The 26,663-nt window shown below is 68.6% G+C and carries 20 protein-coding genes; 10 read left to right on the top strand and 10 right to left on the bottom strand.

Going from position 1 to position 26,663, the window contains the following annotated elements:
* Positions 1-179: 179 nt before the first annotated feature.
* The gene (locus tag ACBJ32_RS47325; protein WP_375132451.1) at positions 180-1,427 is read left to right on the top strand and encodes an esterase/lipase family protein; all 1,248 of its coding nucleotides are present in this window, start codon (positions 180-182) and stop codon (positions 1,425-1,427) included.
* A gap of 103 nt (positions 1,428-1,530) precedes the next feature.
* Here the strand turns inward: ACBJ32_RS47325 and ACBJ32_RS47330 are convergent, their stop codons facing one another.
* The 4 genes from ACBJ32_RS47330 to ACBJ32_RS47345 form a co-directional block, all read right to left on the bottom strand.
* Complete coding sequence (locus ACBJ32_RS47330; protein WP_375132452.1) at positions 1,531-3,471, bottom strand: serine hydrolase; 1,941 nt, start codon at positions 3,469-3,471, stop codon at positions 1,531-1,533.
* Positions 3,472-3,546: 75 nt separating this feature from the next.
* Entirely contained in the window at positions 3,547-4,461 is a 915-nt protein-coding gene (locus ACBJ32_RS47335) for a hypothetical protein (RefSeq protein WP_375132453.1), read from the bottom strand.
* A 100-nt stretch (positions 4,462-4,561) separates the two neighbouring features.
* Positions 4,562-4,969 carry a DUF3592 domain-containing protein gene (locus ACBJ32_RS47340; RefSeq protein WP_375132454.1) on the bottom strand — a complete coding sequence of 136 codons (408 nt, stop codon included), beginning with the start codon at positions 4,967-4,969 and terminating at the stop codon, positions 4,562-4,564.
* Positions 4,970-5,265: 296 nt separating this feature from the next.
* Positions 5,266-5,502 carry a hypothetical protein gene (locus ACBJ32_RS47345; protein WP_375132455.1) on the bottom strand — a complete coding sequence of 79 codons (237 nt, stop codon included), beginning with the start codon at positions 5,500-5,502 and terminating at the stop codon, positions 5,266-5,268.
* Positions 5,503-5,729: 227 nt separating this feature from the next.
* On the opposite strand from ACBJ32_RS47345, the gene ACBJ32_RS47350 reads away from it, so the two are divergent.
* Positions 5,730-8,537, top strand: coding sequence for a BTAD domain-containing putative transcriptional regulator (locus tag ACBJ32_RS47350; protein WP_375132456.1), 2,808 nt, complete (start codon positions 5,730-5,732; stop codon positions 8,535-8,537).
* 953 nt (positions 8,538-9,490) lie between these two features.
* Here ACBJ32_RS47350 and ACBJ32_RS47355 read toward each other — a convergent pair.
* The 4 genes from ACBJ32_RS47355 to ACBJ32_RS47370 form a co-directional block, all read right to left on the bottom strand.
* A complete protein-coding gene (locus tag ACBJ32_RS47355; RefSeq protein ID WP_375132457.1) occupies positions 9,491-10,087 on the bottom strand; it encodes a hypothetical protein in 597 nt (198 codons plus the stop codon).
* Between the two features lie 200 nt (positions 10,088-10,287).
* A complete protein-coding gene (locus ACBJ32_RS47360) occupies positions 10,288-10,482 on the bottom strand; it encodes an IS3 family transposase (RefSeq protein WP_375132458.1) in 195 nt (64 codons plus the stop codon).
* Positions 10,470-11,036: an IS3 family transposase gene (locus ACBJ32_RS47365; protein ID WP_375132459.1), complete on the bottom strand. Its 567-nt coding sequence runs from the start codon at positions 11,034-11,036 to the stop codon at positions 10,470-10,472. Before ACBJ32_RS47365 ends, ACBJ32_RS47360 begins: the two co-directional genes overlap by 13 nt.
* 87 nt (positions 11,037-11,123) lie before the next feature.
* Positions 11,124-11,417, bottom strand: a complete 294-nt coding sequence (locus tag ACBJ32_RS47370) for a transposase (RefSeq protein WP_375132460.1) — start codon at positions 11,415-11,417, stop codon at positions 11,124-11,126.
* A 293-nt stretch (positions 11,418-11,710) separates the two neighbouring features.
* On the opposite strand from ACBJ32_RS47370, the gene ACBJ32_RS47375 reads away from it, so the two are divergent.
* Entirely contained in the window at positions 11,711-12,358 is a 648-nt protein-coding gene (locus ACBJ32_RS47375) for a DUF6461 domain-containing protein (RefSeq protein ID WP_375132461.1), read from the top strand.
* Positions 12,359-12,497: 139 nt separating this feature from the next.
* On the top strand, positions 12,498-12,653 hold the full coding sequence (locus tag ACBJ32_RS47380; protein WP_375132462.1) for a hypothetical protein: 156 nt from the start codon (positions 12,498-12,500) through the stop codon (positions 12,651-12,653).
* Between the two features lie 109 nt (positions 12,654-12,762).
* Here ACBJ32_RS47380 and ACBJ32_RS47385 read toward each other — a convergent pair whose 3' ends face one another.
* Positions 12,763-13,512: a BTAD domain-containing putative transcriptional regulator gene (locus ACBJ32_RS47385; RefSeq protein WP_375132463.1), complete on the bottom strand. Its 750-nt coding sequence runs from the start codon at positions 13,510-13,512 to the stop codon at positions 12,763-12,765.
* Positions 13,513-13,859: 347 nt separating this feature from the next.
* On the opposite strand from ACBJ32_RS47385, the gene lanKC reads away from it, so the two are divergent.
* The 6 genes from lanKC to ACBJ32_RS47415 all read left to right on the top strand — a co-directional run bounded on the left by lanKC (position 13,860) and on the right by ACBJ32_RS47415 (position 23,412).
* On the top strand, positions 13,860-16,433 hold the full coding sequence (lanKC, locus tag ACBJ32_RS47390) for a class III lanthionine synthetase LanKC (RefSeq protein ID WP_375132464.1): 2,574 nt from the start codon (positions 13,860-13,862) through the stop codon (positions 16,431-16,433).
* On the top strand, positions 16,393-16,533 hold the full coding sequence (locus tag ACBJ32_RS47395) for a hypothetical protein (protein ID WP_375132465.1): 141 nt from the start codon (positions 16,393-16,395) through the stop codon (positions 16,531-16,533). Before lanKC ends, ACBJ32_RS47395 begins: the two co-directional genes overlap by 41 nt.
* Before the next feature lie 64 nt (positions 16,534-16,597).
* A complete protein-coding gene (locus tag ACBJ32_RS47400; protein WP_375132466.1) occupies positions 16,598-19,090 on the top strand; it encodes an FtsX-like permease family protein in 2,493 nt (830 codons plus the stop codon).
* 5 nt (positions 19,091-19,095) lie between these two features.
* A complete protein-coding gene (locus ACBJ32_RS47405; RefSeq protein ID WP_375132496.1) occupies positions 19,096-20,898 on the top strand; it encodes an ABC transporter ATP-binding protein in 1,803 nt (600 codons plus the stop codon).
* On the top strand, positions 20,895-21,641 hold the full coding sequence (locus tag ACBJ32_RS47410) for an ABC transporter ATP-binding protein (protein WP_375132467.1): 747 nt from the start codon (positions 20,895-20,897) through the stop codon (positions 21,639-21,641). Before ACBJ32_RS47405 ends, ACBJ32_RS47410 begins: the two co-directional genes overlap by 4 nt.
* Before the next feature lie 100 nt (positions 21,642-21,741).
* Positions 21,742-23,412, top strand: coding sequence for a hypothetical protein (locus ACBJ32_RS47415; protein ID WP_375132468.1), 1,671 nt, complete (start codon positions 21,742-21,744; stop codon positions 23,410-23,412).
* 48 nt (positions 23,413-23,460) lie between these two features.
* Here the strand turns inward: ACBJ32_RS47415 and ACBJ32_RS47420 are convergent, their stop codons facing one another.
* Positions 23,461-26,661 (bottom strand): BTAD domain-containing putative transcriptional regulator, encoded by a 3,201-nt coding sequence (locus tag ACBJ32_RS47420; RefSeq protein WP_375132469.1) that lies wholly within the window; start codon positions 26,659-26,661, stop codon positions 23,461-23,463.
* Positions 26,662-26,663 lie beyond the last annotated feature (2 nt).

The following is a 26,663-nucleotide window of genomic DNA, read 5'->3' on the forward strand; positions in this document are numbered from 1 at the left end:
TCCGCCGAATACCGGCCGCGGGTGACTGTTGACGCCTCCCACGACAGCGCGCGGCCTGCGGCCGGCCGGTGGCAAGCCCGTCGAGGTGCCGGCCGACACGGGACTATGGGTGCGGCTCACATTGACCGGCGCCTCCGGATCGGGCGAACTTGGCTCATCTCAGCTTCGTGGGAGGTCTGATGGGACGACGTTCGTGGACGCGAATGGCCGCCGCCCTCGCGTTGGCAGTCGGTGCGCTGCTCACCACACCCGCGGCGGCGACCGCGACGGCGTCGGTGACGCTGGAGGCCGCCTACACCTCGGGCCTGGAGAACGGCTGGGCGCTCGTCGAGCGCTACAAGGACAACTCCACCGGGTTCCAGGCCGAGACCTACCCGCCCGACGGGCGGGGCGATCAGAAGGGACAGACCAGGCGCCTGTTCGGTGACGTCGCCCGCCCGCACTCCTCGCGGTTCCTGCTGTACCACGCGCCGGGCTGGCAGACGGGCGCCAAGGCCACCCCCGTGCTGCTGGTGCACGGCGCCAACCAGACCGCCGACCTGGCCTGGGCCAACCCCAACGCCGCCGGCTCGTACGGCTGCGGCCAGGCCGGTTGCCCCGCCACCGGGCTCATGCAGCACCTCAGCGGCCAGGGCTACAAGGTCTTCGCGATCGGCTTCCCGCATGTCACAGGGGACGGCCACTACTGGGCCGAGCAGATCCACGACGCCGTCGCCAGGATCCGGGCGAAGACCGGTGCCGCGCAGGTCGACGTGATCGGCTGGTCGAAGGGTGCGTTCAACGCCCGCATGTACGTCTCGTCGCTGCGCAAGTCCTGGGGCACGGCCTACGCGGGCGACGTCAGGAAGCTGATCCTCGTCGGCGGGCCGAACAAGGGATTCGACTGGGGCTACCGGCACGGCTGGACCCACGATTTCGCGATATTTCCGGAATGCGGTGGCTCGTTGAACGCGCCCGCGCCCCACACCCAGATGGTCTGTTACGGACTGTGGCGCAACCACCCCGAGCTGAGCTACGAGGGCGCCGCCTACCCGGGCTCCGACGACATGCTCTACCGCTGGGACGACGTCTACCCGCTGCCCGCCGCCGAGCAGGACTGGTACACCACCTACTACGGCGGCACCGGCTTCTACACCGCCGGCCGGGGGATCCAGTGGGCCATCGACAGAGGCTCGCTCGTGCAGTCCCTCATCGACGCGGGGACTCCTTCGAGCGTGCCGGTCTACCAGCTGTGCGGCAACATGCCGGACATGGCCCTGCTGCACAACGAGCACACAGGGCCGTCCGACGGCGCCGTCTTCGTGGCGAGTTGCACCGCGCCCGACGGCCTCGCGAACCGGGCTGCCACGGTGACGCTCCCGCTCAACCACCTCAAGCTCGGCTGGTCCGCGACCGCCATGTCCCAGATCACGGCCTGGCTCGGCTGAGCGTTCCGCACGTCCCCCTTGCCGGGCGGCCCCAGGCCGCGCTGTTCCTGTGCGGCACCCTGGGGGTCTCGGCGAGTTCAGGTTCACGGGCCCGCTCCGGTGGCTAGAACAGGTTGTGGGCGGGCCAGGTGGAGACGGACCGGTAGACGTCCCACATCATCGTGTCCAGGTCGACGTTGTTGCCGTTGGACGCGGCCGCCCAGCAGAACTCGTTCCCGGTGCGCACGAGGATGGCCTCGGTGCCCGGGATGTAGCGGCCGGTGTGCCACCAGTTGCCGAGGTTGTTGACGTTCCAGCCGAGCGCGTAACCCGGGCTGGCCGCCGACGGTGTGGTCATGGTGGTGATCGTGTCGCGGCGCAGCAGGTCGGGGACGGTGGGGAAGCCGTCGGCGCGTACCGCGAACCGTACGACGTCCACCGGCGAGCCCAGCCAGCCGCCGTGCGAGTCCGTGCGCCGCACCGGGATGGCGTAGGGGTTGCCGGAGCCGTAGTAGATGACCTCGTCGGGCCGCCGCGCGGCGAGCGTGTCGCCGGCGAGGTGCATGTTGCCGATCCCGCTGGGCACGAACACGTTCTGCCGGACGTGGTCGGCATAGGCCTGCCCGGTCACCTGCTCGATGATCCGTCCGAGCAGGCAGTAGGTGAAGTTGGAGTACATGTGCCTGGTGCCGGGCGCGAACTGCAGCGGCCGGTTGTCCAGCACCCACGTGATCAGTTGCGCGTGGTTCATGGTGGGGTTGGTGAACATCGGGTCGGTGGTGTCGTTGGGCCAGCCTCCGGCGGTGTGCTCCAGCAGGTGCCTGAGCGTGATCGACTGCAGCGCCGCGGTGTACGGCTTGGTGCCGTAACGCGTCCCCAGGAGGGCGCCGGTCCCGAAGACGCGCTGGCCGAGCGCCAGGCGGCCGGCCTCGACGAGACGCATGACCGCGACCGCCGTGATCGGCTTGGAGACGCTGGCCACCCGCATGATGTGCCGTTCGGTGAGCCGTTCGCCGGTGTCCCGCCTGGCCAGGCCGTACCCCTTGGCGAGGACCAGCGCGCCGCGGCGCGCGATCGCCAGCGAGATGCCGGCGACACCCGCGGCGGACAGGTGCCGGTTGACGGTGGCGTCGACGCGGGAGAAGTCGTTGGCGGTCTGGCTCACCCAGATCGCGGCGAAGCGCGGCAGGCCGTACCCGCTCACCTTGACCGGCCGGTAGCCGCGGCGCAGATGATCGTCGAAGGCGGTCTGGTAGGCGGCGGAGTCGAGGCCGTGCCTGGCCGACCAGACGGGACCGTCACCGTGCGCGAAGATCGCCGCGAACAGCTCGGTGCCGCCCACCATGTAGCCGCTGACGTGGACCGGGCGGTAGCCCTGGTTCGTGAGGCTGGTGAACTCGGCCTGGTACTGGGCGGCGGTGAGGTTGTGGCGTCCCACCCAGGCGGGCCCCGCGGTCTGCTCCCAGATCGCGGCGAACCGCGCCTGCCCGCCGGCCTGGTACCCGTCCACGAGCACGAGCCGGTAGCCGAGGCCGAGCAGGCGGTCGAACTCGGCCTGGTACTGGGCCGAGGTGAGATCGTGGCGGGCCACCCAGGGCGGGCCGCCGGTCTGCTCCCAGATGGCCGCGAAGTGCGCTTGCCCGCCGATCTCGTAGCCGCTCACCACGACCGGGCGATACCCCAGGCCGGTGACGCGGGTGAACTCCGCCTGGTACTGCGCCGAGGTGAGCCCGTGCTTGGCGATCAGCGGCGGGCCGGGCGCCTGCTCCCAGATCCCCGCGTATCGGACCTGGCCGCCGACGGTGTACCCGTCGACGTGCGTGGGGCGGTAGCCCAGCCCCGCCAGTCTGTCCCATTCCGCCTGGAACTGTTCGGCGGTCAGGTCGTGGCGCGCGACCCACGCGAACGGCCCCGCCATCGCGGTCCGCGCGTCGTGGCCCAGCCCCGCCGCCGTGGCCGGCCCGTTCTGGCCGAGCCCTGCCAGGTCGAGGCCGAGGAGCGCGCCGAGCCCGGCCGCCGCGTGCAGGACATCGCGCCGGCTGTAGGGCACGAACGGAGACGTCATGGTCAACCCCCCAAAGCTGTTGGACGATCCAACGATGGGGTCGGCGGCCGGGGAAGGGCATGAGTAGCCCCCTACTCAGCCGGACGGGTCGCCCCGCAGCCCCTGGAACACGGGGTGTCGCCCTCGCGACGACGTGTCGTCCGCATCCATGTCCGCTGGTTCCGGTCCGTTGCGGAACCGGTAACCGGTCGACCGGAGGTGCCGGAACTCGAATATGGCCAGCACCAGCGCCGTGGCGGCGCCGCAGAGGTTCAGCGTGAGCCACAGCCAGTCGGGTACGCCGTTGGTGTCGTGCGCGATGATCTCCTGGCCGCTGACCAGCAGCATGAGACCCGTTGTGCCGATCGGTGCGAGCAGCGGATGGACATCGGCCATCCAGAATCCGGTGCGCGCCGCCCAGTAGATCGTGCAGTACCAGAAGCACAGGAACCAGGGAATGAGGGCGATCACCAGCGCCACCGCGGCGAGCAGCCAGAGTGCTTCTGCCCCCGAGGCGTTGATGTCGACGTCATGCTGAAATTGCGCCTCACCGTTGGCAAGGGAGTCGAAGCTGAGCTCGCCGGCCGCGGCGAACATCAACACGATCGGCAGGTAGAAGAAGGCCAGGGCGAGCACCGCGCGTCCTACCAGAAGCAGCACACCGGGCAGGAGTTGCTTGCGGTGGCCGGAGCGGGTCACGAAGAAGATCACGAGGAGCGGTAGCGGCAGCAGGACCAGAGCGAGCCGCCCGGTTTCCATCGCCTTTCGGATGATGTTGGCCCAGACGTCCTGGTAGCGGGAGGTCACTATCAGGATCACGCCGAGGCCGACCACCGATCGCCAGAACGCCAGCCGGTCCAGCGTCCGGTCCTTGGGCGATGGGCCGACCCGGGGTTTGAACAGGAACTTGGCGGTCATCCACGGAAAGAGCACGGTGGCGATGACACGCCTGGTCGCGTTGCCCTCATCGGGATCGAGCCCGCGGCCGTGGTTCGGTTGTACTGCGGACATCTGGCTCCTTTGCGATATCGACCCGGTACCGCGGACGCTCTGGTGGTTCTGGGCGGGGAAACCCGAGCTCGCAGGAGTTCGGAGCGCGGCCCCATCGGCGTCAGATGATGTCGAGAGTGATGAGCAGGCTGAGGGTCACGAAGAGAAGGCCGGCGCCCGTCAGGATCCACCCCAAGGTGGAACCGCGCTGACCGCCGGTGTCGATGCGGGCATGTCGCAGCTTTTGAGGGTCGTAGAGGATGGTGACGCGATCTCCTGGTCGAGGAGGGTCGGCCTCACCGAACTTCGAGGTGGCCTCGACCTCGTGGCCTTCGAGGGTCGTGAAACGGAAGATCGGCCTGGACGTAGGGCTGTCAGGATCACGGCTCCGCACCAGACCGGTGATGACACCGGGTACCCGTACCCCGCGGGCTCGGAGCCGTCGTGTACTGATCAGCAGCCAGATACCCCACGCCAGGTAGGCCAATCCGAAGAAACAGAGCAGCTCGGGTGCGGATGTCGATTCCAATAAGGCTCCTACAGCGGCTTCTCGTGTTCAGATATGGAATAACTCCTTTAGTGGATTGACTGAATGACCGGCGGGTTGGTTCATGCGGATGATCGGAGTGTGAGCGGGATCACAATGACATTTTCCGGGTCGATCAATTCGGACAATATGGCATTGTCGATGGCAGAAGATCAGTTCTGGGAGGTGCTGTCCGCGCCGCCGAGGTGGCCCGGCACGGCGGGGGCCGGCGGCCCGACCGGGAGCGCTCACACGAAAGCCCAGGCCGGTCGGCCTGGGCTTTCGGTCGAGGGTGTTGTTTACGGAATGGCGAGGGCGTACATCTTCACGCCGCCGACCTTGACCGTGGTGCAGTAGTACTCGGGGCCCCCGGTGTTGGCGGCGCTGTTGCATGCCTTCGCGCCGGCGGTGGTGTACGGGTACCACCTGAGGATCGTCTCCGCGGAGGCGGGCGTCGGCGCGAGGGTGACGGCGATGGCGGCGGCGGCGATGGCGGTCGACATTCCGAGGGAGAAACGCCTGACAGCGGTCTTCATACGCCAATCCTTTCCAGGTATGGAGTCTCGGCCGCAGGGAATGCCGCGTTCATTCGGGCCCTCCGTCTGCGGAATTACGGTCTGACCTTATGGATCCGGCGCCCGATTTCCGCCTGTTTTCCGCACTGCCCCCCTGATCAGCGGTGATGGCCCGGGAACCGAGCCCTGATGATCGTCCGCCAGTACACTCGTCCGCAGTCAGAAGCGGAAGGGGTGGGGAACCGCTGATGGAGGGTGGCGACGGCACCGCGTCGGCGGTCTTGTTCCGCCTCCTCGGACCTGTTCAGCTGCAGGTGGGAGCCGAGCGGATCACCTTCTCGGGGAACCAGGGCGCCGTTCTCGCGGCGTTGCTTCTCCACGCCGATCGAGTGGTCTCGACTCAGCGGCTGGCGGAGGCGGTCTGGGATCGGCCATGGCACAGCGGCTCGGCCTCCAGGGTCAGAATGCTGATCTCCGAGGTACGCCGGGCCTGCGCCGCTCTGGGCGCCGACGTCATCGGCACTCAGCGGCCGGGCTACGTCCTGAAGCCGGCCGCCGCCAGGATCGACCTCTCCTGCTTCAACTCCCAGGTGGCGCTGGCCCGTGCGGCCATGACCGCGGGCCGGTACGAAGAGGCGCTGGGCCACTACGACGAGGCGCTGAGCTGGTGGCAGGGCGCCCCGCTCGCCGGGACCCGCAGCTCGTTCGCCCAGGCGCAGGCCGACTGGCTGGAAGGGCTGAGACTCGACGCGCTGGAGGAGCGGCTGTCCGTGCTGCTGGCGACAGGCAGAAACACCGACGTCGTCACGGAGGCGCGCGTCCTGGCCGGCGAGGCCCCGCTCAGGGAACGCCTTCACGGGCACCTCATGGAGGCGCTGCACGAGAGCGGCCGGCGCAGCGAGGCCCTGGAGGTGTACCGGCAGTTCAGGAACCGGATGGTCGAGGAGCTGGGGCTGGAGCCCACGAGCGAGATCCGGCAGGTGCAGCAGCGGATCCTCCGGTCCGACACGGCCCCGCGACAGCGGCGGGAGGCGCGCCGGACGTCCCTGCCCGTGCCCGTTCAGCTTCCCGCCCCGCCCGCATCGTTCACAGGCAGGGAGCGCGAGCTGCGGGAGCTCGACCGGCGGATGGCCTCCGGGGCGGACAACGTCGGCGTCGCCGTGATCAGCGGGCCCGGCGGCATCGGCAAGACCTGGCTGGCGCTCCACTGGGCGCACCGGCACCGCGACCGCTACCCGGACGGACAGCTGTACGCGAACCTCCGCGGTTTCGACGACGTCCAGGAGCCGGTGCCGCCGGGCACCGTACTGCGTCACTTCCTGGGAGCGCTGGGTGTGCCTCCCGAGGCCATCCCGGCGGACCAGGAGGCGCAGGCCGCGTTGTACCGGTCCGTCCTGGCGGAGCGCCGGCTGCTCATCGTCCTGGACAACGCCAGGGACAGCGCCCAGGTGACCCCGCTCATCCCCGGAAGGCCGGGCTGCGCCGTGCTGGTGACCAGCCGGAACCGGCTCGTGAGCCTGTACGCCACCCACTCCGCCGGATTGCTGGAGGTCGCCGCCTTCTCCGACGGGGAGGCCCGCCGGCTGCTCTCCCGCCACTTCGGCCCGCAGACCATGGCCGCGGACCCCGCCTCCGTCGCCGTGCTGCTGGAGCACAGCGGCGGCCTGCCTCTGGCCCTCGGGGTGCTGGCCGCGCGCGCCATCGCGCAGCCCGGCTTTCCGCTGGCCGTCCTCGCGCAAGAGCTGCTCGATCCCGCGACCAGGCTGGACGCCCTGCAGACCTGCGATCCCGGCGCCGGCCTGCGTGCCGTGTTCGCCTCCTCGTACGCGGCGTTGGATCCGCCGGCCGCCCGCCTCTTCCTCCTGCTGGGAACGGCTCCCGGCCCCGAGACCGGCCTGCCTGCCGCGTCCGCCCTCGCGGGAGTCCCGACCGCCGAGACCCGCACCCACATCTCCACGCTCGAGACCGCCAACCTCCTCCGGCAACTCTCGCCCGGCCGCTACCGGATGCATGACCTCGTCCGGCTGTACGCCGTCGAACGGGCCGAGGCCGACCTGCCCGCGGACGTGCGGGAACAGGCCCTGGTACGTCTGGTCGAGGCGTACACGGCCATGGCCTTCGCCGCGGACCGGGTGCTCTTCCCGCACCGCCCGGCCATCACGCTCGCCCGCTGGGAGGGGGACCTGCCGGAACTCCCGGACGCGACCACCGCGATGGCCTGGTTCGAGACCGAACTGCCGTGCCTGCTGGCCGCACAACTCCTGGCCCCCGAGCTGGGCCTGGACAAGGAGGCCTGGCAGCTCTCGTGGGGCATGAACTCCTTCCTGCTACGCCGCTCCTACAACCGGGAGCGGCTCGACAGCTGGAAGATCGCGCTGGCAGCCGCGCAGCGGCTCGACGACCCGCGCACGTCCGCCGTGGTCCTCTGGCACACGGGGTACGCCCACGCGGCCGCCGGCGACCGCGAGGTGGCGATCCACCACCTCGATCAGGCCTTGGCGCTGTTCGAGAGACTGCGGGACCGCTCCCGGCTGGCCCAGGTACACCACACGCTCGGATGGGTGTGGAGCAGATACGGAGAGCTGCGGCGCGGGCTCGGCCACGCGCAGGCGGCGCTGCTGCTCCAGCGAGAGGCGGGCGACCCCATCTGGGAGGCCAACGCCCTCAGCGCCCTGGGCTGGATCCACCTGCAGCTCGGCGATCACGAGGCGGCGAGCTCCGCGTGCGAGCAGGCCCTCGCGCTCTTCCGCCGCCACCAGGACCGCGGCGGCGAGGCGGCGACGTTGGACAGCCTCGGCATGCTCGCCCTGCGTGAGGGCGAGCACGAGCGTGCACTGGAGTACTACGGGCAGTCCGCTTGCCTTCGCAAGGGCACCGGCAACGCCTTCCAGGGCGCCGACACGCTGGTGGGGCTGGGGGACGCGTACCACGCCCTGGGGAACGGCTCGGAGGCGAGAGCGGCCTGGCTGGAGGCACTGGATCTGTACGGTTCCCAGCATCGCCTGGGCGAGGTGGAGCGGGTGAAGGAGAGGCTGAGCGGCATCTCATGGAGGTGATCCGGTCCTACCTGGAGGGCGACGACAGGGAGCTCCGCTCCTGCCGGTGACGTGAGCGGTGGTGCCTGCAGCCCCATGTTCGGCAGGGGCGACGACGCGGGCATTCCGGCCGACAACCACGTCCCGACCAACGCCCTGCACGCAGCTGCGGCGAAAGCGCGGAGTGTCCCGATTCGTGCTCATCAGCGCCGCTGGCATGTCCATCGGCACCCAACGCGCCGCCGTGGTCGACGAGAACACCGACAACGGCACCCCCCGTCATCAAGCTGGCCACCGGGAACGCGTTGCGCGCTGCCACGTCGCCAGGGATGACTCTGATGATTCTGCGGCCGCCGTCCATCTGGGGGCCGGGGATGACCATGCTTGCCGAGGCGGTCGACGCCGTCGGCAGGGGGCGGTGGCTGTGGATCGACGGCCGCCGCCGCATCATGGACCTCGTCCACATCGGCAACCTCGCTGACGCCGTCGTACTGACCCTCACCCGCGGTCGCCACGGCGCGCCCTACTACGTCACAGACGGCGCCGCCATGCCGATCCGCGACTTCTTCACCGCCCTGCCGGCAACCCAGGATGCTGACGTCACCGCCGGCCGGAGCATCCCGCGAGCCGTCGCCGCACCGATCGCAGCCCTGGTGGACGGCAGCGCACGCCTGCTCCGCAGACGCACCCCGCCCCCCGTCACCGACTGGCTGGTCGCCGACATGGGCCGCGACCGCTCCTACGACATCAGCGTCGCCCGCACCGGCCTCGGCTGCCGGCCACGGATCAGCGTCGACGCCGGCCTGCGGGAATGGCACCCCAGAAACCGGTGCCGCCAGAGCCTCGCCCCGAGCTGTCCACGCTCACCTGAGCGAGGCACGGCGCGCCGGTCGGCATCACGACTGCGCGTGGCTCCGGATGCGGCGCGACTTGGGCAGCTCGCGCGCCATCGCTTCCATTACCTCGCCCCTCGATCAAGGGGCGTTGTGGTGGTCCAGGACCCGGTGTATCTGGCTGGGCGTGCGGATTTCGACAGCGTGAGGAGGGATCTTGATCTCCTTGAAGGTGGGCGCCGTCGAGGCCCAGTTGCGGTGACGGCCGCGGCGGTGCGTCTCGGCGCTGTTCATGTGCCACACGCTCGCTCGCAGGGAGAGCGAGTCCACCAGCCACAGTTGGTAGTCGTCACGGTGTTCGGCCAGGTGGGTGAGGTAGCGGAGGAGTACGGTCCGGGCGACCGTCTCGGCCGTATCGGCCAGGGTGATGCCATCGGAGTGCTCGCTGGGAGCCGGGTGCCAGCCCTTGGTGTGCTGGTCGGTGTATTCGATGAGGTAGGCGTATTGCTCAGTGGTCTCGTGCGCGTCCGATGCGCCAGGTTGTGCGGCTGCCTGCGCCGAAAGCTGGGCCCAGTTGGCGATTCGGGTGTATAGCGCCACTTGCTGTTGGGCTCGCGGAGCGTCGTCGTCGTCGGCTGCGGTCTCGTCGAGGTGCGGCATGTTGAGCAGAGCCGCCACCTGATGAAGCCGCCCGGGAGGAATCAGGCGGTTCCTGACGTTGGTGAGATCGTCGATCACGGTGCTCAGTGTGGAGGGTCGCCAAACGATCGGTCAGGAGAAGGCAAAAAGATCTTCCAAGCCCTGCGCGATGATCTCGGTGACGCGTCAGCGCCATCTGGATCGAGGGCGCGGACTTCGACGCCCACGCCGTTCTACCGACCGGACCTCACCACACGCACCCTGAGCTTCCCCCCGTAGCACGGACACCTGAGGTGAGGTCACTCAGTGGTGTCTGACGGCCTGTAGAGGGCCTCGAACGTGACGGGGCTGTGCATTCCGATGCTGGAATGTCGTCGGTATGGATTGTACCAGCATTCGATCCATTCAAAGATGGCGTTGGCTAGTTCTTCTCGTGTTTCCCAGCTTTGGCATCGAGAAGTTCGAGCTGCATCGCAATCGCCTACCGTTCCCATAGATCCGAGCAAGCCTGCATCTCGCAGCCGCTTGCCAAAAGCCCAGATGTATATTGCGTGCCGTGATCGGAATGCAGAATGGTCGAGCGGGTTCCCGGCCTCCGCCGGGCCACCGCCATCGTTAATGCATTCACCACGAGGTCCGTATCCTGTCGTGCGTCGATGGACCAGCCGATGACGCGTCGTGAGTAGGCGTCCATGACGGCGGCGCAATATAGCTTTCCCTCGCCGGTGGGATGTTCGGTGATGGCGGTCAGCCAGAGTCGATCGGGCGCCTCGACGTCGAAGCGGCGCTGCACCAGGTCCTCCTCGGTGGCCTGGTTGACCAGGTTGCGGCGGCCTTTGCGCCGGTAGACGCCCTGCAAACCGGCCGCGCGCATGAGCCGCTCGACGCGCTTGCGGTTGACCTGCTCACCCAGGCCGAGCGTGAGTTCGGCGTGCACCCGCGGCGAGCCGTAACTGCCGCGCGAGTCGGCGTGGATCTGCCGGATCATTTTGGTGAGTTCCTTATTGCGGAGTTCACGCGGCGGCTCGGGCCGGCCGAGCCCCGTCATAATATCCTGAGGTTGACACCTGAAGTACTCGGCAGGCCACCGCGACCGGGGTACGGTTCCCGGCGAGTTCGCGGACCAGCGAGTAGGTTACTTTGGGAGGACGTTCTCCCGGGCAAAGTACGCCGCCGCCCGCTTGAGGATGTCGTTCTCCGTCTCCAGCTGTTTATTGCGGCGGCGCAGCTCGGCGAGTTCCTTCTTCTCTGTGCTGGTCAATCGGTCACCGGTGCCGGCGTTGTCATCGGCGTCGGCTTGTCGCAGCCAGTTCTGCAGGCATGAGCGGCTGACACCCAGGTCCTTGGCGAGCTGGAGGAGTGGTTTGTCACCTTGGCGGGCGAGCTCGACCGCGCGACGCCGGAACTCGGCGGGGTGTGGCGAGGGCATGGAGGACATCCTTCCTGATGATCAGGGGTGACCTCAGGTCAAGTGTCCGGAGAACGGGGGGAAGCTCAGGCGACGTAGTTCAGCGTTGCACGCGACAAATCGATGGCGGCGCGATAGAAAAGCAGCCGAGGCTCCTGGTTGTGACGGATCTGGTTGTGGTGATCAATCCATCTACCAGGGGCTTCTTACGTCGTCAGGCGAACACCACAGTCGCGATCATGCTGTGACCAGCACCCCGCAGCCAGGGGATGCAAAAGCCTCATTGTGTCGGTGGGTGCTGCGAGCATGACGACATGATCGCTACTCCTGACGACAACACCCGGTTCTCCGATGTGAGCTCTGCCATGGGGGACGGCTACTGCTTCACCTATGTCCACGGCTTGGCGCCTGAGGAAGTAGCGACCCGGCTCGGTGGCCGGTTAGAGGAGTTCACACCCATGACGCTCGAGGAACTGGCCGGGGTCGCCTACTCCCGTCACGACGGGAAGAACATGTTCTTCGGTGCCGTCGCCATCGAAGACTGGGTACTCCTCGTCGAGCCCCTCGGCTCGCTCGGCGTCACCGAAGAGATCATCATGCCGCTGTCGGCGAGCACCCGCCTCGTCTCCCAGTACTACCTCGACCTCAAGTGCATGGACTACTTCTACTGGATCGAAGACGGAAAGATCCGGTTCGAGTACATGAACCAGGACGGCTACTCCCACTGGATTAGAGACGGAAAGATCCAGCTTGAGTTCCCATACCCGGAACGCTACTCAGAGGAGATGCCGGCCGAACTCGCAGAGACCATGCAGCGGATCGACTCCCTCTACCCACCACACACCTACCCCCACCAAGGGCCAGCGTTCCTCCTGGCCGAGCGTCTCACCGGGATCACAATGACGCCGCAGCTGCTGGAGGAGTCCACCTACCTGTGCGGAGGCATTCCCAACCCGAGGTGAGCGGAACCCGACGTCCGCACCGTCTTCGGGTTGGCCGCGGCCGGTGGGATCACTCCGCTGCAAGCTTCTGCGGGCTTCACGGGGGCACCATTCTCTGCGGGCCTGCAGCACCAGGCCATCAGGATGAAAAAGCCTCACTGTGGCAGGGCAGGCCGGGGTACGCACCAGCCCGTTCCTGGTGGAGCTCGACTCCGCCGACCTGACCATGATCGCGGGCCTGATCGACTCCGGCAAGGTGCGGATCGAGGTGGAGGGAGGCCGTCGAGGTCCACCGACTGGGCCCATCACCGTCTGACTTACGGTCCTTCAGCGGTGGATCCGGGCGGCCATGCCGATCACCTGGGTGGGGGCTTGTAAAGGGAGGACGGTGTCACTCACCATGGATGAGCAGGTGATCGAAGTGCTCACAGGCTGTTGAGGAAAGCGGGAGTGAGGCAAGGATCGTGCCTCAGGATGAGCTCATTGAGTTGGTGTAAATCGGGAGCGGGCAGAGCGCCCAATTCAGCAAGTTTATCGCACAGATAGGAGAAAGCGGCGAGTGCCTCGCCACTACGGCCGGCGAGATGAAGGGCGAACATCAGCTTGCCGACCAGACGCTCGTGATAGGGGTGCCCGGCGAGGAATCGACGGAGCTCGATGATGGCGTCGAAGTGTTGCCCCATACTTATCTCCGCATCGCAGAAGATCTCGACCGCGGATGCGTGCCTCTCCTGGAGTTCCAGCGCGGCCAGCTGGAAGTCGTGCCCTTCCATTCCGTCCAATATCGGCCCTCTGACCAGCCCTAAGGCCTTCTTCGTCAAAGCCACGGACTTGTCGGCTGGTCCTTGCCTGGCGAGTTCGACGAGAGACGTGAATTCCTGGCTGTCGAGCGTCTGCCGGCTGGTGGGCACACGATAGCTGCCGTCTCTGTACTCCACCCCAGCGCCCAGCGCGCGCAATTCCATGACGGCCTTGTGCACCTGGGTCCGGGCGCTCCTCGCCGGCGTACGATCATGGTAGACGGTGTCGATGAGAGTCTCCATGCGCACCCATTGCCCGTCCCCCAGCAGTAGTCGGGCGAGGACGGCCCGGCTTCGTTGCTTGGCGGGATGGACTTCGCAGTTGTCGCGCCAGAGAGTCACAGGGCCCAAAATGCCATAGCGGACAGTAGTCACGCTCCCACCTCTCTCTTTCTGACCAAGCATGATCATTATCGCTCAACGCTGGTCATCCGGAGCCCTTGGCATGGGGCCATGTAGCTCGCCCTGGGCATCCGGGCCTGGATGGTGGTGTGAGAGGTCCCGGAGACGGGCCGCCGGCGGCCTGTTCATCAGAGTGCCAGCGGCGCCGCAGGTTCGCGGATTCGAGCCCATCTCCATCGTCCCAGGCTGAAGGCGGCCTCGCCTGTTTCGCCGTTCTTTCGTTAAATGCCATGGCGGCTGAGGAAGGGGCGAGGAAGCGTTGGGGAAGCGGTTTCCGTAGTATTCAAATGCACCGGTCGAGAGGGGCGCCTGGAGGACACGTGGATCGGCGATACGAGCTCTACTGCAGGATTGACCAGCACTTCTATGATCGGGTCGAAAATGTGAGCTCCGACATGTTTCCCGTGCTCCGTGAGGACTCCACGCCGCCGGGCTGGCGTCGTGGCATGACGCCTGGCTGGATTCACTACCACCCGCCCGGGGCGCATCTGCCCAGGCAGGGCTGGAAGATACACGTATCGGCGACGAGACAAAACGCCGAGCGCGTTCTCGATCAGGTGTCGCACTACTGCTTCGGTCGGGGAACCGCTTTCAAAGCGGTCCCCGGTCCCGGAGAATGGCGCAATCGAAACGACAAGTACGCGGATCGATCCAGCAGCGGGAAGCTCGTCACCATCTATCCGTCCGACGAGGAACGACTCGCCACCATCCTCGAAGAGCTTGGATCATTGCTGACCGGTGAGGAGGGGCCGTACATCTTGAGCGATGTGCGTTGGGGAGACGGCCCACTGTACGTTCGCTATGGAGCCTTCCAGGATCGCCGCACCCATGATGGAACCCCGGCCATCGAGGACCCGTCGGGTAACCTTGTCCCCGACCCGCGCGGTCCTGTCTTCGCTCCACCCGCGTGGGCTCCCGTCCCGGCCATCATCAAACCGGCGATCCAACTGCGCGAGCGCACACGGCTCGACGATTTCCCCTACGAGATCGAGCATGCGCTGCACTTCTCGAACGGCGGGGGCGTTTACTACGCCCGTACCGGTGGCACGGGGCGCGAGGTCGTGGTCAAGGAGGGGCGCCGCCATGCCGGCGTCGACAAGGCGGGACGCGACGCGGTGGATCGCCTGCGCCGAGAAAGGGACATCCTGCAGCGTCTGAGCGGCCTTCCTGCCGTCCCCGAGCTGATCGATTACGTCGCTGTGGACCCTCACGAATTCCTGGTCGAGGAGTTCATCGCCGGTGAGACCCTGTGGGCGGCCTGTAACCGGCGCAATCCGCTGATCCGGGCCGGTGAGCCTGAGCCACACCAACTCGCCGAATACGGACGGTGGGCGAAGGACGTCTGGCATCGTGTCGCGGACGCTGTCCACGCCATGCACGAGCGGGGTGTGGTCTTCGGCGACCTCCACCTCTTCAACGTGTTCGTTCACGATGACGAGATCCGCCTCATCGACTTCGAAGGAGGATGGTTCATCGAGGAGGGCGGCAGACAGGTGATCGCAAATCCCGGATTCGCCGCTCCCGCCGGTTCCGCCGGTTCCGCCGTGGACGAGCACGCGCTCGCCAGCCTGAAAGTCGCTCTCTTCGCTCCGCTGACCTCGCTGGCGCTGGTCGACGAAGACAAACCAGAGCAACTCGTCGCCATCATCGCGCCCACGTTCGGCGTCGAGCGTTCGTGGTTCTCCCGGCGTGGCGTCACGAGATCGTCACCGGCCGACCCCGTCGCGTCACTCACCCGGGCGATCGTGGCGAGCGCCACCCCTGACAGGGCCGATCGGCTGTTTCCCGGTGACATCAACCAGTTCCTGGCGCCGGGCGGAGGGCTTGGATTCGCGCATGGTGCGGCGGGCGTGCTGTGGGCGATGCGGCAAGCGCGACGCGAGCCGTTCCCCGAGGGGGAGCGCTGGCTCGTGGACCGAGTGCGTGCGGACGGGGCGAGCTTGACCTCGGGTTTCTACGACGGGCGGCACGGCATCGCCTACACGCTGTGGGATCTGGGACACCATGACGAAGCTGTCGGTCTCCTGCGGATGCTGGCCAGGGAGTTCGACGAGAACATGCCCGACCAGAGCCTGCTTACCGGGCTGTCCGGCGTCGGCCTCAACTGGTTGCATCTCGGACAGCAATGCGGGGAGGAGCGCTTCACCGGCTTCGGCATCAGGGCAGCGGAGTCGGTGACCCGGGCGCTGGGCGGGGTGGAGTCGGTACCGGAGCTCAGTGGTGGCGAGCACGGGCAGGCCGGGCTCATGCACGGCTCGTCGGGGAAGGCGCTGCTGCTCACCGCCGCGTACGAGGCCACGGGCGACCTCCGCTTCCTCGATGCCGCTGAAGTAGCCCTTCGCCAGGACCTACGGCGATGTGTCGTGATGGACGACGGTGGATTGCAGGTCAACGAGGGCAGCAGGGGCATGCCCTACCTGGCCGATGGCAGCGCCGGCATTGGGTTCGCGATCCAGCGGTACCTCAGCCATCGCGAGGTCTCCGATCTTCGGGCGCAGCTTGAGCGCATCAGTCGCGCGGCAGGTTCCTCGTTCTATCTCTTCCCTGGCCTCTTTCATGGCATGGCCGGGCAGATCCTCCTCAACGCGCGCTTAGGAGACAAGGCCGCCGTCCACCGGCAGGTACGCGGCCTCGACTGGCACGCGGTGACCTGGAGAAACGAGCTGGCCTTCCCCGGCAGCCAGTTGCTGCGGCTTTCCATGGATCTTGCGACCGGGAACGCAGGCGTGCTCCTCGCCTTCGCAGCGGCCGCGGACGAGCCCGTGGTCGGCCTGCCGTTCCTGTCCCCAGACTTCTCAGGCGTCCTGTCCGAGGAGAAACGAACCGACGATGTGAGAAAGGAGGTGAACGCCGATGTCGCTCTTCGACCTGCAGGGGCTGGCCGGCACCGGTGACGTGGCCTTGCTGCACAGCAACACCAGCGTCTGGTGCTGCAACCCGTCACCGCAGCACAGCAGCAACTCCATCACCTGCTGGGATGACGGCACCTGCTGAGCGCTGACCGAAGATGAGGTGCTTGCCCCGAACCGAGATCGGGGCAAGCACCTTGTATCCCATTATGATCCCGGGAGACGCAAGAACGATGTTGTGGCTGGCGCGGCGAACCCTGCGGTGGCACAAGGGCACGGCGATCGGCAGCATCGCCGCGATCGTGGTGGCCGCGACCTTGTTGAGTGCCTTCATCGTCATGCTCGACTCCGTCGGCCGGCAGTCGCCACCGGTCGAGCGCTATGGGGCGGTCTCACTGGTGGTGCACGGGCGGGATCGGGGAGCGATCGCGCCGGAAACGGCCGAGCGCGTCTCCGCGGTCAAAGGGGTCGCCCGTGCCGTCGAGGAGCTGAGTTTCCCCGTGATCGTCCGAGGCGCCGACGGAGCGCCCGCCGTCCCTCCCGGGGACGAGAAATCCCACGCCTGGGGGCACGGCTGGTCGAGTTCGTCCGTCACTCCCTTCACCGTCCGGGACGGCCGGGCTCCCGCCGCCGCCGGCGAAGTGGCCTTGGACTCCAGGCTCGCCGCCTTCGCGGGGCTGGCGGCCGGTGACTTCGCGCGGATCACCGTGAACAGTGTGGCGCGGGCGTACACGATTGTGGGGGTCGTCCAGGCCGTCAGGCCGGTGCGGCATCAGTCGGCGGTCTTCTGGAGCGACGAGCAGGCCGCGGCGCTGGCCGATCAGGGCGGCAACGTGGACGCGGTGGCGGTGCTGGCCGAGCGGGGCACGGCACCGGACGCGCTCGCCCGCGAGGTGGCGAAGACGGCTCCGGGGCTGCGGGTGTCCACCGGTCCCGCGCTCGCCTTCGCGGACGGCAACCTGTTCGATGACGCGACGGTGACGCAGGCGATGTGGTTCACCGTCGTACTGATCGGGTTGATCGCTGTCGGTGTGGCGGGCGGTGCGATGGGGCTGGCTGTACGTCGCCGGCATCGGGAGATCGCCGTTCTCCGCGCGCTGGGGATGACGCCGCGCGGGGTGCGGGGGATGCTGCTCGCCGAAGGGCTGGTGCTGGCGCTCCTGGCCGCCGTTCCCGGTATCCCGCTCGGTGTGCTGCTCGCGTCGCTGATCAGCGATCGGCTGCACGGTTTCTTCAAGTTCAGCGCCTCCTTCGAGGTCGTCGTCACCCCCTGGGGGGTGGTGTGGGCGCTGGCGGTCCTCGTTCTTACGGCGGAGACGGCGGCGCTGCTCGCCGTGCGAGCGGCCCTGCGGATCCGCGCGGGGGACGCCCTGTCCGAGGCGGTGAACGCCGAGCGCCCGCTCAGCCGGGCGCGCCGGATCACCGGGATCGTGTGCCTGCTCCTGGCGGTGCCGCTCACGGCGGCCTGGGCGGGCGGCCTGCTGCCCGAGAGCGCGAGTCTTCTGGGAACGATGGGTACGCTCGCCCTGCTCGTCGCGGGTGCCGGCGCTCTCGGACCTTCGGCGGTGGTGGCGTTCGCGCGGTGGCCGGGAAGCCTGGTGGGCCGATGGTGGAACGTCGGCGGTTTCCTCGCCAAGGCCAACGTCGCCTTCGGCCATCGCCGGTTCGCCGGCGTGATGGGGCCGCTGGCTCTGGGGATGACTCTCGCCGTCTCCGGCGTCGGGCAGCAGGCCTACTTCAACTGGAAGTCCGCTTCCGACGCGGCGGCGCCCGCCTCGGTGGACCACGTCATCGACCCCGCGTACCAGGGCATGCGGCTCTCCGGCGACCTGCACGTGGAGCTTTCGCGGACCCCCGGGGTCGAGCAGGTCATCGGGCTCCGCGCGATGCCGGATGTCACGGTGAGCAGGTCAGGAGTGAGCAGGACGACGCCTGTCGCCATGGTCACGGGCAACCCGGCGGAGGTCTTCCCGCTCGCTGCGCTGAAGGGAGCCTGGCCGGAGTGGGGCGAGCGCAGCGTCGCGCTGTCCGCGCCGCTGGCCGCGGCGCTGGGCGCCGACGCCGGGGAGAGGGTCGATGTCCGGGTGCCCGGGGCGCGGCAGGAGCCGTACCGTGTGGTGGCCGTCTATGAGGCGTCGCCGGCGGGCGCGCCCGTCTTCGTCGCCACCTCGCCTCGCGCCGCCGATCGCCTCTACCTGCGGACGTCGGCGCGGACCACTACGGCGGCCCTCCTCGCGGCGGCGCACCGGATCTCGGAGGACGGCCTCGCGCTGGAGGTACGCACCCGGCAGGAGTCGGTGGAACACCAGGCGGTCGTGAACGCCGACAGGAACCGCACCATCATCTACGTGATGGGCCTGGTCGCGGTGTTCTGCCTGCTGGCCTCGGTCAACGGCCTGGGCGTGGGCATGCTGGACAGGCGCGCGGAGTTCGACGGCATGCGCATGCTGGGCGTGTCGCGCCGTCAGGTCTACCGGATGATCGGCTGGGAGGTCGCCCTGACCATCGCGCCCATCGTCGTGCTGGCCACCCTGCTCGCCACGTGGGGCGTGGTGCTGTTCGCCGCGCGGACCCCGGACTCTCTGTCACTGCTGTCGAGCTTTGTGCCGTGGGACTGGATCGTCGTCCTGGGCGGTGTCGCCTTCGTGCTGAGTGCCGCGGGAGCGCTGGTGGCGGCGCGTACCGTGCTCAAGGACGCGTGACCGAGATGACGGCGTACGGGAGCTTCGGGCGATTCTTACGGCTGTTCACGGGGCGGATCAGCGTTCTCATACTTCTGATCTGCGGCAACTCCGTCCTCGGACTGCTTCCCATCCTGATCGGCCGCTGGTTCATCGACGATGGGGTGCTGCCGAGGAACGAGGACCGCATCTGGTTGCTCGGCGGCATGCTCGCCCTCTCCGCCCTTGCCCTCGCCATGATCACCCTGCTCCAGAACTGGTACGCCGTCCGTCTGGGCGAGGACATGGTCCTGCGCCTGCGCGAAGACCTCTTCGCCCACCTGCGCGGCCAGGCCATCGGCTTTTTCCAGACTGCCAGGGCCGGCGCGATCGTCTCCCGGCTGCACGGCGACGTGGTGAGCGTCCAGCGGGTCGTTACCTCGACCATCCCGTCCGTGGTGGGAGCGGTCGCCACGATGGTGACCGCGGGCGCGCTGCTGGTCAGCCTCGAATGGCGGCTGGCGCTGGCGACCATGGTGCTCGTACCCCTCATGTACGCCATTACGACGTGGTTCTCGCATGCGCTGAAGGCGGTGAACCGTCGCCAGATGGCGGCGTACGCCACCATGGACGCGCGGGTCGCGGAACGTTTCAGCGCGCCGGGTGCCGAACTGCTGACACTGTACGGCGACGCCCGGCGCGACCTGGAAGCCTTCGGTACCGACGCGGGAGAGGTCCGGGACCATGCGGTCCACCAGGGCATGCTGGCCGGGGCGCTGTCCGGTTTCCTGGCTCTCGCCTTGGGAGTGACCAGCGCCGCTGCCTACATCGCGGCCGGACTGGGAGTGGCTTCCGGCGCCCTGACCCTGGGAGCGATGGTCGCCCTCGTCACCCTGCTGGCCCGGTTGTACGGCCCGATCGTCACGCTGGCCGGCATTCGCGTGGAACTCGTGGCCGGCCTGGTCAGCTTCGACCGGGTGAGGGAAGTGATGGCGTTCCCGCCCGCCGTGACAGACCTCCGCGGCGCCGGGCGGCTCCCGGAGCCGGGAGCGCACGGCATCGTCTTCTCCGAGGTGACCTTCGACTATCCAGCCGGCGGGACCCTGGCCCCGGCGTCCTTGTCGGGAGATCGGCCGGACGGCGAGGTGGCACGCGGACGGGTGCTGGACGGTCTCTCCCTCACCATCGCGCCGGGCGAGACCGTCGGAGTGGTCGGCCTGTCGGGGGCGGGCAAGTCCACGCTGGCCAGGCTTCTGGTCCGCCTCTGGGACGTCACCTCCGGCGAGATCGCGATCAACGGGCAGGACATCAGGAAGATCTCGCTGGAGAGCCTGCGGCGTGAGGTCGGAGTACTCAGCCAGGAGCCGTTCCTGCTCAACGACACCATGCGTGCGAACCTCCTGCTGGCCAGGCCGGAGGCGAGCGAGGACGAGCTGGAAGCGGCCTGCAGGGAAGCCCGCATCTGGGAGACGATCGCGTCCTCACCGGACCGCCTCGACACCATGGTCGGCGACGGCGGGCTGCAGTTGTCCGGGGGCGAACGGCAACGCCTCGCCGTCGCGCGGCTGCTGTTGAAATCGCCGTCCATCGTCGTCCTGGACGAAGCCACCTCGCACCTGGACAGCTCGACCGAGGGTGCGTTGCTGCACACTCTCCGCCCATTTCTGAAGGCCCGGACCTGCCTCATCATCGCGCACCGGCTCGCCGCGGTACGAGAGGCGGACACCATCGTGGTCCTTGACCGCGGCCGGGTCGTCGAGCAGGGCACGCACGACCAGTTGAGCGAAGCCAATGGCCATTACACGCGATTTCTCCGGGAATCCCGAACAATTACGGAGCGGCAGGAATGACTCGGCATGAGCAGGCGGAGGAAGTGCTCCGGCTGGTGGACGTGCGCAAAGTGTACGACTCGGGCCGCACCGAGGTCACCGCGCTGGAGGGGATCTCGATGAGTTTCGCCCGTGGCTCGTTCACGGCGATCATGGGACCTTCCGGATCGGGAAAGTCCACATTGCTTCAGTGCGCGGCGGGATTGACGAAGCCGACCTCCGGCGGAGTATGGCTGGGCGGGCAGCCCATCGACGGGCTGGATGAGAAACGCCTGGCAGAGCTGCGCCGCGATCGCATCGGCTTCGTTTTCCAGTCGTTCAACCTGCTGCCTGCCCTGACCGCGAGGGAGAATGTGACGCTGCCTTTCCGGCTGGGGCGCAGGAAACCTGACGACCAGACCGTGGAGCAGCTGCTGCGCTTCACCGGAATCGCCGGCCACGCCGACCGGCGGCCGAACGAACTGTCCGGCGGCCAGCAGCAGCGCGTGGCCATCTGCCGGGCGCTGGCCCACCGCCCGGAGTGCGTGTTCGCCGACGAGCCCACCGGAAATCTCGACATCACCTCCAGCGGTGAAATTCTTCGCCTGCTGAGAAGCGTGGTCCGGGACCTGGGGCACAGCGTGCTCATGGTTACGCACGATCCGGTGGCCGCGTCGTACGCCGACTCGGTGGTCTTCCTGGCCGACGGCCGCATCGTGGACGTCACGCACGCACTTTCCGCTGACAAGATCGCCGGACGGCTGGCCCAGCTGAGCCGCCGCTGAGCTGATCGCGCCTGCGGCACAGGTCGCGGTGTATCCGTTCTTGGAGCGGAGCGCTTCCCATATCGAGGACCCGGACATACGCTTCCCAAAACATCTGCCGATGGAGCAGCGCCGCAGCCCCCAGGGGGACATGATGCCACGGCGATCTTGGGTACTGCGCTGGTCAGCGGGCATGGTGGCGGTGGCGCTCGCGGCGTTGGGGCAGCCGGCGCCGGCCGCGGGCGCCGTCGGGGACTTCGTCGTGTACGGGTTCAGCCAGTCGGACGTGCACGAGGAGGACCCGCAGGTCTACGAGCTCGACCCGGACACCACCATCCGCGCGATCGGGAAGTGGTCCACAGCGGGGGACGAGGCGGCCGACTACGACTTCACGCAGATCGATCGCTACCACGCCAAGGGCATCACCTTCATGGGCAGCGGTACGGCGAGCGTGATCTTCCCGAAGGACTTCGCCACTGCCGAGATCTTCGACGACATGTCAACGCGCGACGCGGACGGCAATCCGGTGCCCCATGACGAATTCGGATTTCCTGAGCCGGCGCGGCGGGGCAACATCTTCAATCCCAGATATCGCGAGTACCTCCTGTCCTGGGCGCGCATCCAGGTGGACGGCGGAGTCGACGGGCTCAACTTCGACGAGATCAACGCCGGATTCAGCGGTGGGTCGAAATACGGCTTCAACGGCAACGAGGGCTTCGACGACTACGCGCTCGCCGACTTCAACCGGTACCTCTTGGAGAAGTATCCGGCCTTCACCGCCGCAGACTGGAAGTCGCGCTTCGGCATGACCGACGACAACCTCCTCCGCCGCGACCTGCCGTCCAGCTTCGACTACCGCACTTACCTGCGGGCCGGCGGCTGGAACCGCGACCCCCTGAACGCGGCGAACCCGCTCGCCGCCGAGTGGGGCCGGGTGGTCGCCAACCGCATGTACGCCGAGGACACGTCGTTCACCGCCACGTACCTCCGCCGGTACTGGAAGGAGCTGGTCGACAAGACGCGGGCGTATTCCTGGCGCACCCGGCACCGGGGCATTCTCATCTCCTCGAACGGGCTGTGGCCTTATGTGGACTTCAACAGCGTCGGCATGTACCCGTGGAATCCGGACGAGCAGACACCCGATTTCCGAGGCGCCGACTATGTGCCGGTGGTGGAGGGCCATCTCAACGGCGCCAAGTCGCTCCAGTCGCAGTACCGCTATCTGAAGGAGCAGAGCGCCAGGATCGCGGGCCACGTGCCTGTCGTCGTGTTCATCGACTGGCCGAACGACATGATGACCAGCTACCTCAACCTGCCGCTGCGGGAGAAGAAGGACTACTGGCAGATCTTCGGCGCCGAGGCGTACGCGAACGGCATTTTCCCCGCCTTCCACCTGAAGGACACCGTCGGCAGCCCCACCGCCACGGACCTCGGAATGATGGACTTCTTCAAGACCTACACCCGCTTCTACAAGGACCACCGCGCGATCTTCAGCGACAACGCGATCAGCACCCAGGCGGTACGGGTCAGCGCCGCCCACGTCGCGGCGAGCCTGCTCGTGCAGCGTGGCACCGGAAAACGCTCCCTCCACCTCGTCAACCACAACTACGACCAGGGCATCACACCCCAGTCAGGGTTCACCGTGGAGGCTGACCTCGGCTCCTGCCCGCGTCGCGTCTCGCTGGTCTCGCCGGATTTCCCGCAGTCGAAGTCGCCGGCATTCTCCTGCCGGCACGGCAAGCTGAAACTGACGGTAGACCGCCTCGACCACTACGACATCATCCAGCTGTAGCCGGAGCCAGAGGTCACCGCAGTCGAACATCCCCCGCAATCGGGACGTTCAGGACGCTTCGGCCAGCACGGTACGGGCCAGGTCCGCGGCCTCCTCCGGGGACAGTTCCGTGCCACGCAGGAACGCCTCGGCGTGCGCGGCCTCACCCAGGACGGCCCTCGTCACCGCCATGATGCGATCCACGTCACCACGTTCGGCGGGCGGCAGCGGCGCGCCCACGCTTCGCCGCGCCGCGTCCGCCGCGCCGAGCAGCAGCGTCGCGCTCTCGGCTCGATCCGCGTCCCCGGACAGTGCCGCCGCGCCCGCCAATCCCTCGAAGGACAGGGCCACGGCGCGCGGCTCCCCGATCGAACGGGCGACCTCCAGCCCACGCAGCTGACTGTCCGCGGCTCGCGCCGCGTCCCCGCGCAGCTCGGCGGTGAAACCCAGCTCGACCAGCAGCAGGTGCTCGCCGGCCGCCGAGGACACGAGCTCGTCGCGGAGCCGGGCCAGGTACGTCTCCGCCGCGCCGAGGTCACCGGACCGGCGGGCCCCGAGGGCGAGCCCCATGACCGCGTGTACCTCGCCGTAGACGTACCCCTGGTCCACGGCCCGCCGCAGGGCCTGTTCGTGCAGCTCACGGGCGCGATCCCAGTCATGGGAGAGCAGCGCCAGCCGGCCCAGCCCGGACAGGCGGGCGGCGACCTCCGCCGCCAGCTCCAGCTCCTCGGCGATGCGCAGCCCTTCGCTCTGGCGGCGGGCCGCCTCGGTGTAGTCGCCCTTGATCTCGGCGAGCGTGGACAGCGGTGACACGGTCTGCAACTCGCCCCAGCGGTCCCCGAGCTCGTGGAAGAGCTCGGCGCTGCGCAGGCCGTCGCGGGTGACGATGCCGAGGTCGCCACGAGCCAGTGCGTTCATGGCGCGCAGCCCGAGTACGGCCGCGGTGCCCCAGCCGTCGGAGGCCAGGAGGCCCTGCGCCCGGGCGTTGACCTCCTCGCTCGCGTCGGGGAGTCCGGCGTGAAAGAGGCCGTACGCGTACAACCACAACGCCCGGCCCCGCCGTACCGGATCGGTGATCTCCTCGTGCGGCGGCAGCTCTGGGCGGGAGCGGTCGCCGGTCAGCAGCGTGAACGCGCCTTCCAGTACGCGCAGGCCGGCGGCTTCGGGGGCGAGGGTGAGCACCGCCGACAGGGCGCGGCGGCCCTCGCTCAGCCGGCCACGCAGCAGCCACCACCAGCAGAGAGCGGTGGACAGCCGGACGGCAGCCCCGTCTCCCACGGCAGCCGCGCTTGAAAGGACGGCTGTATCCGGGGAGACGGCCTCCTGGAGCGCCGACCGGACGTTGGCGGCTTCGGCGTCGAGGCGGCCGAGCCACGCCTGCTGCCGCGCGCCGCGGAGCTGGGGCTCGGCCTGTTCGGCGAGGTCCAGGTAGTGGTGCAGATGCCGCTCGCGCACGTCGGCGAGTTCGCCGGCCTCGCGCAGCCGCTCCCTCGCGTACGCGGCCACCGATTCGAGCAGCCGATAGCGCGGCCCCGCAGGGCTGCCGGTCATGACGACCAAGGATCGGTCGACCAGGCGCGTCACCAGGTCGAGCACCTCGTCGCGGGCCACTCCTGCCCCTGCGCACACCGCTTCGGCCGCGTCCAGCGTGCAACCGCCGGCGAACACGGCCAGGCGGCGCAGCACCATCCGCTCCGGCTCGCTGAGCAGCTCCCAGCTCCAGTCGATCACCGCTCGCAGGGTCTGCTGCCGTGCCGGGGCGGTCCGCTGTCCGGTCGTGAGCACCCGGAACCGGTTCTCGAGCCGCGCCGCCAGCTCCCGCACTCCCAGGCCCCGCACCCGGGTCGCCGCCAGTTCGAGCGCGAGCGGGATACCGTCGAGGCGGTGGCAGATCTCGGCCACCGCTTCGCGGTTCTCGCCGTCGGGGACGAAGCCCGGGGCGGACGCGGAGGCCCGCTCGGTGAACAGCCGGATCGCGTCGGCCGGTTGGAGCGGCTCGACCAGGTACACGGTCTCGCCCGCCAGGCCGAGCGGCTCCCGGCTGGTGGCCAGGACCTTCGCTCCCGGCGCCGCGCGCAGCAGCAGGTCCACGAGCTCGGCGGCCGGCTCGACGACCTGTTCGCAGTTGTCGAGCACGAGCAGGATCCGGCGCTCGCGCAGGGCGGAGACCAGCCGATCGGTGGGTGCCCTGGCCGTTCCGGCGCCCGGCGTACCGCCCGGGACGTCGCCGCTCAGGCCGAGCGTGGCCGCGACCGCCTGCGCGAGATCGGCGACGCCCCCGCGCTGGTCGGCGAGCTCGACCAGCCACACCCCATCCGGGAAGCGCGCGGCCCGCGACGAGTCCTCGAGCGCCGCGATCCGTGCCGCCACCTCCACCGCGACCCGCGTCTTGCCCACCCCGCCCAGCCCGATCAACGTGACCAGGCGGGCCCCGCCGAGAAGCCGGTCGACCTCCTCCAGAGCAGGCCCGCGCCCGACCAGAGCGGTGAGCTGGGCGGGAAGATTCGACAGCAGCCGATCGGGAACCCCAGGCGGCGGGCCGAGCGACGCGTCCTGGCGCAGGATCGCCTGGTGGAGCGCGGCCAGCTCCGGGCTGGGGTCGACGCCGAGCTCGTCCGCCAGCCGGTGACGTAACTCCTCGTACGACGCCAGCGCCTCGCCCTGGCGACCGGCCAGGTAGAGGGCCCGGAGCTGAACGGCGCGCAGCCGTTCACGCAGCGGATGGCGGGCCACCAGGGCGGCGAGTTCCCCGGTGAGCAAGAGGTGGTCACCCGCGGCCAGGCGGCTCTCGGCCTGCTCCTCCACGACGGCGAGGCGCTGCTCGGTCAGACGGTGCGCCGCCGCGCGGGCGAACTCCTCGTCGGCGAAGTCGGCGTATGCCGGACCGCGCCACAGTTCGAGCGCCTCGGCGAGCAGCGCGGCCCGCGCCGCAGGGTCGGCGGAGCGGGCCCCGGCCACCAGGGCCAGGAACCGGTCCGCGTCCACCTCGTCGGCCGGGCCGAGGCGCAGCAGATAGCCCGGCGCCTGGTAGGCCACCCGGTCGCGCCCGACGACCCGGCGCAGCTGGGAGACCTTGGCCTGCAGGGCGTTGGCGGGGTTGCCCGGTGGCTGCGCCCCCCACAGGTCGTCGATGAGCCGATCGGCGGTGACCGGCCGCCCCTCGTGTATGAGCAGATCGGCGAGCAGCGCCCTGACCTTGACTTCGAGAACCTTGACCGGCCGGCCCTCGTTGTCCCGCACCGCCAGCGGACCAAGCACTCCGAACCACACAG

Origin of the sequence: Nonomuraea sp. GTA35, assembly GCF_041950525.1 — a bacterium.
In the GTDB taxonomy this organism is placed as follows: Bacteria; Actinomycetota; Actinomycetes; order Streptosporangiales; family Streptosporangiaceae; genus Nonomuraea.

Excerpts from the sequence above, each read along its gene's own strand:
- ACBJ32_RS47325 (WP_375132451.1), top strand. The coding sequence starts at position 180 with ATGGGACGACGTTCGTGGACGCGAATGGCCGCCGCCCTCGCGTTGGCA.
- ACBJ32_RS47330 (WP_375132452.1), bottom strand. The coding sequence starts at position 3,471 with ATGACGTCTCCGTTCGTGCCCTACAGCCGGCGCGATGTCCTGCACGCG.
- ACBJ32_RS47335 (WP_375132453.1), bottom strand. The coding sequence starts at position 4,461 with ATGTCCGCAGTACAACCGAACCACGGCCGCGGGCTCGATCCCGATGAG.
- ACBJ32_RS47345 (WP_375132455.1), bottom strand. The coding sequence starts at position 5,502 with ATGAAGACCGCTGTCAGGCGTTTCTCCCTCGGAATGTCGACCGCCATC.
- ACBJ32_RS47350 (WP_375132456.1), top strand. The coding sequence starts at position 5,730 with ATGGAGGGTGGCGACGGCACCGCGTCGGCGGTCTTGTTCCGCCTCCTC.
- ACBJ32_RS47360 (WP_375132458.1), bottom strand. The coding sequence starts at position 10,482 with ATGGGAACGGTAGGCGATTGCGATGCAGCTCGAACTTCTCGATGCCAA.
- ACBJ32_RS47365 (WP_375132459.1), bottom strand. The coding sequence starts at position 11,036 with ATGACGGGGCTCGGCCGGCCCGAGCCGCCGCGTGAACTCCGCAATAAG.
- ACBJ32_RS47370 (WP_375132460.1), bottom strand. The coding sequence starts at position 11,417 with ATGCCCTCGCCACACCCCGCCGAGTTCCGGCGTCGCGCGGTCGAGCTC.
- ACBJ32_RS47375 (WP_375132461.1), top strand. The coding sequence starts at position 11,711 with ATGATCGCTACTCCTGACGACAACACCCGGTTCTCCGATGTGAGCTCT.
- ACBJ32_RS47395 (WP_375132465.1), top strand. The coding sequence starts at position 16,393 with ATGTCGCTCTTCGACCTGCAGGGGCTGGCCGGCACCGGTGACGTGGCC.
- ACBJ32_RS47400 (WP_375132466.1), top strand. The coding sequence starts at position 16,598 with ATGATCCCGGGAGACGCAAGAACGATGTTGTGGCTGGCGCGGCGAACC.
- ACBJ32_RS47405 (WP_375132496.1), top strand. The coding sequence starts at position 19,096 with ATGACGGCGTACGGGAGCTTCGGGCGATTCTTACGGCTGTTCACGGGG.
- ACBJ32_RS47410 (WP_375132467.1), top strand. The coding sequence starts at position 20,895 with ATGACTCGGCATGAGCAGGCGGAGGAAGTGCTCCGGCTGGTGGACGTG.
- ACBJ32_RS47415 (WP_375132468.1), top strand. The coding sequence starts at position 21,742 with ATGGAGCAGCGCCGCAGCCCCCAGGGGGACATGATGCCACGGCGATCT.